General features: G+C 60.7%; 9 protein-coding genes and 1 riboswitch. Of the genes, 3 read left to right on the top strand and 6 right to left on the bottom strand.

The window, feature by feature from the left end; genetic code table 11:
* Positions 1 to 20 precede the first annotated feature (20 nt).
* Both araA and araB read right to left on the bottom strand, forming a co-directional pair.
* Entirely contained in the window at positions 21 to 1,523 is a 1,503-nt protein-coding gene (gene araA / locus WFN61_RS15640; protein ID WP_238083058.1) for an L-arabinose isomerase, read from the bottom strand.
* Between the two features lie 10 nt (positions 1,524 to 1,533).
* Positions 1,534 to 3,228, bottom strand: a complete 1,695-nt coding sequence (araB, locus tag WFN61_RS15635; protein ID WP_144817623.1) for a ribulokinase — start codon at positions 3,226 to 3,228, stop codon at positions 1,534 to 1,536.
* 337 nt (positions 3,229 to 3,565) lie between these two features.
* On the opposite strand from araB, the gene araC reads away from it, so the two are divergent.
* Both araC and WFN61_RS15625 read left to right on the top strand, forming a co-directional pair.
* Positions 3,566 to 4,411: an arabinose operon transcriptional regulator AraC gene (gene araC, locus WFN61_RS15630; RefSeq protein ID WP_144817624.1), complete on the top strand. Its 846-nt coding sequence runs from the start codon at positions 3,566 to 3,568 to the stop codon at positions 4,409 to 4,411.
* A 125-nt stretch (positions 4,412 to 4,536) separates the two neighbouring features.
* Positions 4,537 to 5,307, top strand: a complete 771-nt coding sequence (locus WFN61_RS15625) for a DedA family protein (RefSeq protein ID WP_337038914.1) — start codon at positions 4,537 to 4,539, stop codon at positions 5,305 to 5,307.
* Here WFN61_RS15625 and thiQ read toward each other — a convergent pair.
* The 4 genes from thiQ to sgrR all read right to left on the bottom strand — a co-directional run bounded on the left by thiQ (position 5,301) and on the right by sgrR (position 10,396).
* Entirely contained in the window at positions 5,301 to 6,002 is a 702-nt protein-coding gene (gene thiQ / locus WFN61_RS15620; RefSeq protein WP_337038913.1) for a thiamine ABC transporter ATP-binding protein ThiQ, read from the bottom strand. The genes WFN61_RS15625 and thiQ overlap by 7 nt on opposite strands.
* Positions 5,986 to 7,596, bottom strand: a complete 1,611-nt coding sequence (gene thiP, locus WFN61_RS15615; protein WP_337038912.1) for a thiamine/thiamine pyrophosphate ABC transporter permease ThiP — start codon at positions 7,594 to 7,596, stop codon at positions 5,986 to 5,988. The genes thiQ and thiP overlap by 17 nt, the downstream gene beginning before the upstream one ends.
* A complete protein-coding gene (gene thiB / locus WFN61_RS15610) occupies positions 7,572 to 8,570 on the bottom strand; it encodes a thiamine ABC transporter substrate binding subunit (protein ID WP_337038911.1) in 999 nt (332 codons plus the stop codon). Before thiB ends, thiP begins: the two co-directional genes overlap by 25 nt.
* A gap of 35 nt (positions 8,571 to 8,605) precedes the next feature.
* Positions 8,606 to 8,704, bottom strand: a riboswitch (TPP riboswitch).
* A 36-nt stretch (positions 8,705 to 8,740) separates the two neighbouring features.
* Complete coding sequence (gene sgrR / locus WFN61_RS15605) at positions 8,741 to 10,396, bottom strand: HTH-type transcriptional regulator SgrR (protein WP_337038910.1); 1,656 nt, start codon at positions 10,394 to 10,396, stop codon at positions 8,741 to 8,743.
* A gap of 185 nt (positions 10,397 to 10,581) precedes the next feature.
* Between sgrR and WFN61_RS15600 the strand changes: the two genes are divergently transcribed.
* Positions 10,582 to 11,760 (top strand): sugar efflux transporter, encoded by a 1,179-nt coding sequence (locus WFN61_RS15600; protein ID WP_312632719.1) that lies wholly within the window; start codon positions 10,582 to 10,584, stop codon positions 11,758 to 11,760.
* The last annotated feature ends 3 nt before the right edge of the window (positions 11,761 to 11,763 follow it).

Here is an 11,763-nt window from a genome sequence, read left to right as displayed (position 1 = left end):
CGCCACCGGGCGTTACGAACTTAACGTTTAGAGCCGTAATAGACTTCGTTCCAGCGCAGCGCATCTTTGAACGCTGGCAGGCGGGTGTCGTTGTCGATCACCGCCAGCTCAATGTCGTGCAGCTCGGCGAACTGGCGCATATCGCTGAGATCCAGCGCGTGGCTGAAGACGGTGTGGTGTGCACCCCCGGCAACGATCCACGCCTCAGAGGCGGTGGCGAGATCCGGCTGGGCTTTCCACAGCGCGTTGGCGACCGGCAGCTTCGGCAGCTGGTGCGGGGTCTCAACGGAATCAACGCAGTTCACCAGCAGGCGGAAACGATCCCCGAGATCGATCAGGCTGGCGTTGATCGCCGGGCCGGTTTTAGTGGAGAAGATCAGGCGGGCCGGATCGGCTTTGCCGCCGATGCCGAGGTACTGCACGTCGAGGATCGGTTTCTCATCCAGAGCGATGGTTGGACACACTTCCAGCATATGGGAGCCGAGCACCAGATCGTTGCCGTCCTCAAAGTGGTAGGTGTAGTCCTCCATAAAGGAGGTGCCGCCCTGTAGACCGGTCGACATCACCTTCATGATGCGAAGCAGGGCGGCGGTTTTCCAGTCGCCTTCGCCCGCAAAGCCGTAGCCCTGCTGCATCAGACGCTGCACGGCGAGGCCCGGAAGCTGTTTCAGGCCGTGCAGATCTTCAAAGGTAGTGGTGAAGGCGTGGAAGCCGCCTTGTTCAAGGAAGCGCTTCATGCCCAGCTCGATACGGGCCGCGTCAATCACGTTCTGGCGTTTATCACCGTTAACTTGCGCGGCAGCGGTCAGGCGGTAGCTGCTCTCATACTCGTCCACCAGCGCGCTGATATCGCCTTCGCTGATGTCATTTACCACCTGCACCAGATCGCCCACCGCCCAGGTATTGACCGAGAAGCCGAACTTGATCTGCGCTGCCACTTTATCGCCGTCGGTGACGGCAACTTCACGCATGTTGTCGCCGAAACGGCACACTTTCAGATGGCGGGTATCCTGTTTGGAGACCGCATGACGCATCCACGCCCCGATGCGCTGCTGGGCTTTTTGATCCTGCCAGTGGCCGGTCACCACGCTGTGCTGCTGACGCATCCGCGCGCCAATGAAGCCGAACTCGCGGCCGCCGTGCGCGGTCTGGTTCAGGTTCATAAAGTCCATGTCGATGCTGTCCCACGGCAGGGAGGCGTTGAACTGGGTATGGAACTGCAGCAGCGGCTTGTTAAGGATGGTCAGGCCGTTGATCCACATTTTGGCCGGGGAGAAGGTGTGCAGCCATACCACCAGGCCCGCACACTTGTCGTCGTAGTTGGCGTCGCGGCAGATAGCGGTGATCTCATCCGGCGAGGTGCCGAGCGGCTTCAGCACCAGCTTGCAGGGCAGTTTGGCTTCGCTGTTCAGCGCGTTCACTACCTGCTCAGCGTGCTGCGTGACCTGGCGTAGGGTCTCCGGGCCATAGAGATGCTGGCTGCCAATCACAAACCATACTTCGTAGTTATCAAAAATAGTCATTATCGTGTCCTTAATGAGTCAGAGCGGCCTGCGACGCTGGCGCGGCTGAAGGGAGATAGTGTTGTTCGGCGCTGGCCGCCCAGTGCTGGTAGCGGCGATAGAGCTGTTCAAAGCGTTGCGCCTGAGCCGGAGCAGGCTGGAGCGTATTTTCGACGGCGCTGGCCATATGGCGCTGCGCGGTCGGGATATCAGCATGATCCCCTGCGGCTACGGCGGCGAAGATGGCCGCGCCTAAAGCGCAGCACTGATCGGAGGCGACGATCTGCAGCGGACGGTTGAGCACGTCGCAGCAGGCTTGCATGATCACCCGGTTTTTACGGGCGATACCGCCAAGGGCCATCACGTTGTTGACCGCGATCCCCTGTTCGGTAAAGCACTCCATAATGGCGCGCGCGCCGAAGGCGGTAGCGGCGATCAGCCCGCCAAACAGCAGCGGCGCGTCGGTAGCAAGGTTAAGGTCAGTGATTACCCCCTTCAGGCGCTGGTTAGCGTTAGGGGTGCGGCGACCGTTAAACCAGTCGAGGATCACCGGGAGGTGATCGAGGGAAGGGTTATCCGCCCAGGCCTGGGTCAGGGCAGGCAGCAGCTGTTTCTGGCTCGCCTGGATCTGGGTTTTCAGCTCTGGATGCTGGAGCGCAAGCTGCTCAAGCGGCCAGCCGAGAATGCGGCCAAACCAGGCATAGATATCGCCGAAGGCCGATTGTCCGGCTTCAAGGCCGATAAAGTCCGGCACCACGCTGCCGTCAACCTGGCCGCAGATGCCTTTTACCGCTCGGTCGCCGACGCTGGGCTTATCGGCAATCAGGATGTCGCAGGTTGAGGTGCCAATCACTTTGACCAGCGTGTTCGGCTGCGCCCCTGCGCCCACTGCGCCCATATGGCAGTCGAATGCGCCTCCGGCAATCACCACCTTCTCCGACAGGCCCAGACGCTGCGCCCACTCCGGGCTCAGGTTGCCCACAGGCAGATCGGCGGTCCAGGTTTCGGTAAACATCGGCCAGGCCAGATGCTTATTAATGATCGGATCCAGTTCGTCAAAGAAGCTGGCCGGAGGCAAGCCACCCCAGCTTTCGTGCCAGAGGGATTTGTGTCCAGCGCTGCAGCGTCCGCGGCGGATATCCTGCGGACGGACGGTGTTGGAGAGCAGGGCGGGGACCCAATCGCATAGCTCAATCCACGAGGTGGCGGCCTGGGCGACGGCGGCATCCTCACGGGTGACGTGCAGGATCTTGGCCCAGAACCACTCGCTGGAGTAGATCCCGCCGATATAGCGTGAGTAGTCGGTTTTGCCCGGCTGGTGACAGAGGCGGGTGATGGCCTCGGCTTCCTCAACCGCCGTGTGATCTTTCCACAGCACGAACATGGCGTTGGGGTTGTCGGCAAACTCCGGACGCAGCGCCAGCACGCGCCCCTCGGCGTCGATCGGGGCTGGCGTCGAGCCGGTGCTGTCCACGCCGATACCGCTGATCTGTTCGCGCTGGTCAGGGCTTAGCTGGGCCAGCACGCTTTTGATTGCCGCTTCCATCGACTCGATATAGTCGCGTGGGTGATGGCGAAACTGATTCCGCGGAGCGTCGCAATAACGCCCCTCCTGCCAGCGCGGATACCACTCCACGCTGGTGGCGATCTCTGTGCCGTGCTCGCAGTCTACTGCCAGGGCGCGTACCGAGTCGCTACCAAAATCGAGGCCAATTGCAATTGCCATCGTCTTACTCCATCCAAAATAACCGTATGGAGAAACATTAGAGACAGGGGGCAAAAAGCGTCAGGCAGGATCCGCTAATCTTATGGATAAAAATGCTATGGCAGCTGAAAGTGTGATTCACTGCAAATATTCAATGTGGACATTTCTGCCGGGTTTATAGACACTTTTGTTACCCCTTTTTATCGGTGTAGATTAGTCAAAACGGGGAAAGTGCTTTTATCTGGCGGGGTTGTCACGCTGCGGTTTTTATATCTGGTTCACCAGAGCCACCGCGTGGTGAAATAAAACCCAATATGGACAAATGGTTTCCTTGACCACTACCTGGAGCGCGCTGTTTATGGCTGAATTACAAACCGATCCTCTGCTGCCTGGCTATTCGTTTAATGCCCATCTCGTGGCGGGTCTGACGCCCATTGAGGCCGACGGCTACCTCGATTTCTTTGTCGATCGCCCGCTGGGGATGAAAGGCTATATTCTCAACCTGACGGTGCGGGGAGAGGGGATTGTCAATAACAATGGCCGCCAGTTTGTCTGCCGCCCCGGCGACATCCTGCTTTTCCCCCCTGGCGAGGTGCACCACTATGGACGTCACCCTGAGGCGCGGGAGTGGTATCACCAGTGGGTCTACTTCCGTCCGCGGGCCTACTGGCATGAGTGGCTGGCCTGGCCAACCCTTTTTGCCCAGACCGGCTATTTCCGTCCTGACGAGGTGCACCAGGCACGCTTTAGCGAGCTGTTTGCGCAGATTATCAGCGCCGGGCAGAGCAGCGGGCGCTATGGCGAACTGCTGGCGATCAACCTGCTGGAGCAGGTGCTGCTGCGACGGATGGACGCGATCAACGAATCGCTGCATCCGCCGCTGGATAATCGGGTGCGTGACGCCTGCCAGTACATCAGCGATCACCTGGCGGACAACCATTTCGATATCGCCGGTGTGGCGCAGCACGTCTGTCTGTCGCCGTCGCGGCTGTCGCACCTCTTCCGCCAGCAGCTGGGGGTGAGCGTGCTCAGCTGGCGGGAGGATCAGCGCATCAGCCAGGCCAAGCTGCTGCTCAGCACGACGCGAATGCCTATCGCCAGCGTGGGGCGCAACGTCGGTTTTGAGGACCAGCTCTACTTCTCTCGCGTGTTCAAAAAATGTACCGGAGCCAGCCCGAGCGAGTTCCGCGCCGGGTGCGAATAACGTAAAGAAACGAAATGCCGCCGCCGACCTCTGATACAGACAGTAAACTAATCAGACAATTGTGAGCTTGACGAGGCGTTACCGGCTCTGGAGAATCCCTGCTTCGTCACTAAAACGGACCGCGTATGCAGGCATTTCTGGAACATTTTATTACTCAATCAGCGACCTATACGCTCATTGCGATCGCCCTCGTAGCTTTTCTGGAGTCGCTGGCGCTGGTGGGCCTGATCCTGCCCGGCACGGTGATGATGGCCGGGCTGGGGGCGCTGATCGGCAGCGGCGAGGTGAACTTTTGGTATGCCTGGCTGGCGGGCATTGTCGGCTGCCTGCTGGGAGACTGGATCTCCTTCTGGCTCGGGTGGCGTTTTAAGAAGCCGCTGCACCGCTGGTCGTTTATGAAAAAGAACAAGGCGCTGCTCGATAAGACCGAGCACGCCCTGCACCAGCACAGCATGTTTACCATCCTTGTCGGCCGCTTTGTTGGGCCAACCCGTCCGCTGGTGCCGATGGTTGCCGGGATGCTCGATCTGCCCGTCAGCAAGTTTTTGCTGCCTAACGTTATCGGCTGCCTACTCTGGCCGCCGTTCTACTTTTTACCGGGCATTCTCGCCGGGGCGGCGATCGATATTCCTGCTGATGAGCAGAGCGGGGCGTTTAAGTGGCTGCTGCTGGGTGCGGCGCTGCTGCTCTGGATTGCGGTATGGCTCTGCTGGCGACTGTGGCGCAGCGGCAGGTCCGGCAGCGATCGGCTGACAAAATACCTGCCGCGCGGGCGGCTGCTGTGGGTGGCTCCCCTGCTGCTTGGCGTGGCGGTTATCGCCTGCGTAGCGGTGGCCTGTCATCCGCTGATGCCCACCTATTTAACGATCCTGGGTAAGATCGTCAGCGGTCACTGACGTTCAATTCCCAGCAGCGCCGAGACCGGGGCGCGACCGCTGACCAGCTCATCGGTTGCGCCATCCCACGCGATGCGTCCCTCAGCCACCACCAGCGCCCGGCTGGCAATGCGTGCGGCATCCTCAATGCTGTGGGAGACCATCAGCAGGGTGATGTTTTGTCGCTTGCAGACGCTCTGCACCAGGGCCAGCATCTCCTGACGCAGGGCCGGATCGAGCGCCGAAAACGGCTCATCCAGCAGCAGGATGGGCTGCTCCCGCACCAGACAGCGCGCCAGCGCCACCCGCTGCCGCTGCCCGCCAGAGAGCTGGTCCGGCAGCCGATCGAGCAGCGTCTCAAGCCCCATCTGAGCGGCAATCTCCGCCAGTTTCTGCTGCTGATCGGCATTGAGCTTCAGGCCAGGATGCAGGCCGAGGCCGATGTTCTGCCACACCGTCAGGTGGGTGAACAGGTTGTTTTCCTGAAACAGCATGGATACCGGACGGCGCGACGGCGGCGTAGCGGTATGCTCCCGCTCGCCAATTAAAATCGTGCCGCTCACCGGCTGGATAAAACCGGCGATGAGGTTGAGCAGCGTGCTTTTCCCCGCGCCGCTGGGTCCCAGCACGGCAATCTGCTCTCCCGCCTCGACGGCGAGAGTAAAGCGCATCGGCAGATGCTGATAGAGCCAGGTGACATCAGTGAGTTTTAGCATGGCGGCCCGGAAGTTTTTCAATAACGGTAAACAGAACAAAGCAGAGCGTCAGCAGGATCAGCGCCGTCACCGCGCCGTCCTGGCTGCGGTAGGAGCCAATCTGCTGGTAAAGATAGAAGGGGAGCGTGCGGAAGTCATCGTTGCCAAACAGCGCTACCACCCCAAAGTCGCCGATAGAGAGCACGCAGGCGAAGGCCAGCGCCTGGGCCAGCGGCCGCCGCAGCGCCCGCAGCTCTACCACCCGCAGGCGTGAAAAGCCGCGCATGCCCAACGACTCACACAGCAGGCCGTAGCGGGCGGTGATGTCCCGCATCGGGTTATCGAGCACCTTCTGGGCGTAGGGGATAGCCATTAAGGCGTTGGTAAAGATCACGATCCCATCCGCCGAAGTAGGCAGACCCACAGAGTTGTTGAGCAGCAGAAAGAAGCCGGTTGCCAGCACGATGCCGGGCATGGCGAGGATCAGCATCCCGCTCAGCTCCAGCGCCTGTCCCCGGCGCAGCTGTCCGCGCGCCCGCAGCTCGCGGCTGCTCCAGAGCAGCATCATAGTGAGGATCACACAGAGCAGACCGGCCAGCAGGGCAATGCGCAGAGAGGTCCACACCGCCTGCCACAGCACCGGCTGGGCCAGCACCTCGGGCAGGTTACGGTTTATCCCCTCGACGATCACTGCCAGCAAGGGCGGCAGGAGCAGGAGCAGCGCCAGGCCAATCAGCAGGCCATCCCCCAGCCGAGCGCGCCAGCTGTCCTGCGGATCGCGCCAGCCCTGGATTTGGTTACTGCCCACCGGAATGGCCTTGCTCAGACGCTGGCTAAGCAGCACCAGCGCCAGGCAGCAGATCATCTGCAATAGTCCCAGCAGCGCGGCGCGGCCGGGATCGTAGTCGAAATTCAGGGCCTGGTAGATCGCCAGTTCAATGGTGGTCGCCCTGGGGCCGCCGCCCAGCGACAGCACGGTAGCGAAGCTGGCGAAGCAGAGCATAAAGATCAGCGCCGCCACCGGGGGGATCTGCCGCCGCAGCCACGGCCACTCGACGAAGCGGAAGAAGGCGAAACCGCGCATCCCCAACTGGGCGGCAAGCTGACGCTGCTCGCCGGGGATCTGCTCCAGGGCTTGCAGCAGCAGGCGGGTCGCCATCGGCAGGTTAAAAAAGATGTGCGCCAGCAGAATGCCGCTCAGCCCGTAGGGTGAGAACCCCCACGGCAGGCCGAGCGAGTCACACAGCGACGCCAGCCAGCCCTGTCGACCGTAGACGGTGAGGATGCCAAAGACCGCCACCAGCACCGGCAGGATCAGGGTCATTGCGCAGAGGCGGAGCAGCATCAGCCGCCCGGGAAAGCGACGGCGATAGAGGGCGCGGCCCAGGAAAATAGCGGGCGTCACCGAGAGCAGGGCAGAGAGAAACGCCTGGCCAAAGGAGAAGGCCACGACGTGGCGCAGGTAACTGTCGTGCCACAGCGCCGAGACGTCGGTGGTCGGCGCGTTGAGCCAGAGGGCAAGAAACGCCGCCAGCGCCACCGCTACCAGCAGGGTGGCAGCGGCAGCGCCGGGCAGCAGCCAGCCGGGAATTAGCGGCTGGTCGCGCGAAGCCACGTGTTAATCCACTCAGCGCGTTGGGAGAAGACCTGCTGCGGCGTGAACTCCAGGGTGGTCTTCGGCTTCGTCAGCGAGTCAAAGCCAGCGGGGAGCGTTACTTTGCTCACCGGGTACATCCAGTTGCCGGTCGGGATGGCGTTCTGGAACGCCGGGCTGACCATAAATTTGAGGAACTTCTCTGCCAGCGCGGGCTGCTTGCTGGCTGCGGTGCGGGCAGCGACCTCTACCTGCAGGTAGTGGCCTTCACTAAAGTCCGCCGCCGCGTAGTTATCCTTTTTCTCTTCGATCAGATGATAGGCCGGAGAGGTAGTGTAGCTCAGAACCAGATCGCTCTCGCCCTTCAGGAACAGGCCGTAGGCTTCGCTCCAGCCTTTGGTGACAGTGACGGTTTTTGCCGCCAGCTTCTGCCACGCCTCAGGTGCTTTATCGCCGTAGACTTTTTGCATCCACAGCAGCAGGCCCAGCCCTGGGGTGCTGGTGCGCGGATCCTGATAGATTACCCGCCACTTCTGGTCGCTCTCTACCAGCTCTTTCAGGCTCTTCGGCGGATTCTTCAGCTTGTTTTTGTCATAGACGAAAGCGAAGTAGCCGTAGTCGAAGGGCACAAAGGTGTCGTTTTTCCAGCCGCCGGGGACGTTAACGGCGTCGGCCGCCACGCCGCTTTTGGCAAACAGCCCGGTCTGGCTGGCGGCCTCCAGCAGGTTATTGTCGAGGCCCAGCACCACGTCGGCCTTGCTGTTTTTGCCCTCCATGCGCAGACGGTTGAGCAGCGAGACGCCATCCTCCAGCGCCACCATCTTCAGCTCACAGTGACAGTCGGCTTCAAAGGCTTTTTTTACCGCAGGACCTGGCCCCCAGTCGGCGGCGAACGAGTCGTAGGTGTAGACGGTGAGAACGGGTTTATCAGAAGCCGGGGCGGCAAAAACGGGGGCGGCCACGAGTAGCAGCAGCGGCAGACATTTTTTTAACACTTTGCACCTCAATAGAAAGAGAGTGGCAAAGGATTTTGAGTAGCAGCCTCAAATCCCTTCGCCGGCGTTATCCGGATCAGGTTCGACGGGTATTTTCTCAGCACACGCATCGCGCAGCACCCCGTTGAGCACGGCCTTATTGTAGTGATTATGTCAGCATTCTGAAAGCGCTAAGGATCTGGGGGCGCAAACCATGCCGATTTAAAATCAAACCAGCCGAGGGTGTTCATCCGCAGGCCGCGCATGCTGCGCTGCCCCTGGATCATCAGCCAGTGATGGATCAGCGGCACAATCGCCTTGCCCGCCAGCAGCTGCTGGCACCAGGCGGCTAAGTTCATCTCGCCCGCTCGCCACTGCGTGGCATCTGCCTGCCAGTCGCGCGGAATACACTTCTGCAGCAGCGGCACCTCATAGAGGTGGGTAAAGAGTGAGAAATCCAGCGGCAGAGTAAAGTTAGCGCTGTTGAGCCAGATATCGCTCACCGCGTCGCCGCTGTGCCACTCCTCGTAGTCCACCTCCTGAATGTGCAGCGTCACCTGATGCGCCGCCAGCAGGGCGCTCATGGTCTGGGCCAGCACCCGGTGTTCGATGTGTTCCCGGTAGTAGGTCAGGGTCAGCGACTCCAGTCCGGCAGGCTTCTCGCTGCCGCCCGGCCGGGTATGATGCCAGCGCGGCAGCAGGCCATAGGCCGGGAACCAGTAGCGCTGGTGATGCTCCTCGGCGTGAAACAGCAGGCTTGCTGGAGAGAGGATCTGGCTCACCCACTCTCGCACCTGCTGGCTGGCCCCGCGACCAGTGCGGGCATCAAACAGCAGGTAGTAGCACCCCTCTTCAAGGCGGCTCTCAACGGCTTTCTCCTCGCCACCGGGCCCCTCCAGCGTCAGGCCCGCGCTTAAATCGTCGTTGACGTCGGGCAGCACCCAGACGTTCACCTCATCAATCAGCGCCCGAAAGCCAAAGTAGTCATCAAAAGCGTGGATTTTCAGCTGGTTGCTGTTATTAAGCGTGACCGCGTACGGCCCGGTGCCCACCGGCAGGCTGGCAAAGTTCTCCATGGTCGGCCACTCCCGGGGCAGGATCATTGACTGTACGTGACCCAGCAGCCACGGTAGCCAGCTGTCGGGCTGGGAGAGATGAATATCCAGCGTCCAGGAGGTAGGTGAGACGATCCCGGTGATATGCGAGTAGAGCGGCAGGGCATTAACCCGTTGCAGGGAGGTGATGACGTCGCTCATCTCCAGCTCGCGACCGTGGTGAAAGTGAATGCCGGGACGCAGATAAAAACGCCAGTGAAGCGGGGAGAGACATTTCCAGTGGTGGGCGATATCCGGCTCCAGTTCCCCGTTTTCCTCATTTATCCGCGTGAGCGCGCTGAAGATCTGGCGGGCAATGTGGGTTTCCGAGCGGCGCAGGGCCGTGCCGGGCAGCAGGTTGCGTAATGGCCGGTAGTAGAGCACGCGCAGAATATGCCGTCCCTGACGAAAGCTTCTGCCAAGGTGCGAAACCAGCATTTGTCGTACGGCGCTTTTATCGCCCACCAGCTGTACCAGCTGATCGATGCGATCCTGATCCAGCAGATCCTCTGCCCGCTGCTGCTGGAGCGCGAGGCCAGTATAGAGAAAGGAGAGGCGCGAGCGTTTGCCGCGACCGGCCTCCGCCTCCCATGTCAGCCAGCCGCGCTGCTGCATGGCGTTAAGCAGGGTGCGCATATGGCGGCGGGAACAGCTTAGCTGCTCCGCCAGCTCGTTCAGCGTCGTCTCCCGCGAGGCGCCGTTGCAGCACTGCCAGAGGCGGATAAACTGTTGTTGCAGACGACCAGAGGACATAAAAGGGGAACTCCCGGCAAAAAGTCAGCAATTTATTTTTCCCTATATTAAGCCAATAATCCTTGCAGATGAAAGCGGTGCCCAACTGCTTTCATCCTGTGTGACTGAGTATTGGTGCTTATCGCCACGCCAGCAGCTATGATCCTGCTGGCTTTTTTCTTTTCTCACACGCTAAAAGGATGCTTATGCTCTGGCTGATGACAATGGGAAGGCGGCTAAACGGGGTCTATGCCGCGTTTATGATCGTTGCATTTATGATGGGTATCGCCGGAGCATTACAGGCGCCGACGCTCAGCCTTTTTCTCAGCCGCGAGGTGGGGGCCGAGCCGTTCTGGGTAGGGCTGTTCTACACCGTCAACGCCATCGCCGGGATCCTCGTCAGCCTGTGGCTGGCGAAACGGTCCGATAGCCAGGGCGATCGCCGCAAGCTGATCATGTTTTGCTGTGTGATGGCGGTGGGCAACGCGCTGCTGTTCGCCTTTAACCGCCACTACTTAACGCTTATCACCTGCGGCGTGCTGCTGGCTTCGCTGGCTAATACCGCCATGCCGCAGCTCTTTGCCCTTGCCCGCGAGTATGCCGACAGCTCCGCCCGTGAGGTGGTGATGTTCAGCTCCGTGATGCGCGCCCAGCTCTCGCTGGCATGGGTGATCGGTCCGCCGCTGGCCTTTATGCTGGCGCTGAACTACGGCTTTACCGCCATGTTCACTATCGCCGCCGGGATCTTTATCATCAGCCTGGCGCTGATAGCGCTGATCCTGCCGTCGGTGGCACGGGTGGAGCAGCCAGCGGATGTGGCGGTCACGCAGATAAGCGGCTGGCGCGACGGCAACGTGCGCAAGCTGTTTGTCGCCTCCACGCTGATGTGGACCTGCAATACCATGTACATCATCGATATGCCGCTGTGGATCAGCGGGGATCTCGGCCTGCCCGATCGGCTGGCGGGGATCCTGATGGGCACCGCCGCCGGGCTAGAGATCCCGGCGATGATCCTGGCCGGTTACTACGTTAAACGCATCGGCAAGCGGCGGATGATGACCCTGGCGGTAGCGGCGGGAGTGCTGTTCTACATCGGGCTGCTCTTCTTTCATAGCCAACACGCGCTCCTGCTCTTACAGCTCTTTAATGCGGTCTTTATCGGAATTGTTGCCGGGATCGGCATGCTCTGGTTTCAGGATCTGATGCCGGGACGGGCAGGATCGGCCACCACGCTGTTTACCAACAGTATCTCTACCGGAGTGATTTTAGCAGGGGTCATTCAAGGGGCGCTGGCGCAAAGCTATGGCCATGGGGTGGTTTACTGGGCTATCGCGGGGATATCACTGCTGACGCTGGGGCTGACAATGCGGGTGAAGGATGTGTAGGCC

It is taken from the genome of Pseudescherichia sp. AS216, assembly GCF_037152055.1.
Classification (GTDB): domain Bacteria; phylum Pseudomonadota; class Gammaproteobacteria; order Enterobacterales; family Enterobacteriaceae; genus Pseudescherichia.
This window is presented reverse-complemented; position numbering and strand designations above follow the sequence as displayed.

Excerpts from the sequence above, each read along its gene's own strand:
- araA (WP_238083058.1), bottom strand. The coding sequence starts at position 1,523 with ATGACTATTTTTGATAACTACGAAGTATGGTTTGTGATTGGCAGCCAG.
- thiQ (WP_337038913.1), bottom strand. The coding sequence starts at position 6,002 with ATGCTAAAACTCACTGATGTCACCTGGCTCTATCAGCATCTGCCGATG.
- araC (WP_144817624.1), top strand. The coding sequence starts at position 3,566 with ATGGCTGAATTACAAACCGATCCTCTGCTGCCTGGCTATTCGTTTAAT.
- WFN61_RS15600 (WP_312632719.1), top strand. The coding sequence starts at position 10,582 with ATGCTCTGGCTGATGACAATGGGAAGGCGGCTAAACGGGGTCTATGCC.
- WFN61_RS15625 (WP_337038914.1), top strand. The coding sequence starts at position 4,537 with ATGCAGGCATTTCTGGAACATTTTATTACTCAATCAGCGACCTATACG.
- araB (WP_144817623.1), bottom strand. The coding sequence starts at position 3,228 with ATGGCAATTGCAATTGGCCTCGATTTTGGTAGCGACTCGGTACGCGCC.
- sgrR (WP_337038910.1), bottom strand. The coding sequence starts at position 10,396 with ATGTCCTCTGGTCGTCTGCAACAACAGTTTATCCGCCTCTGGCAGTGC.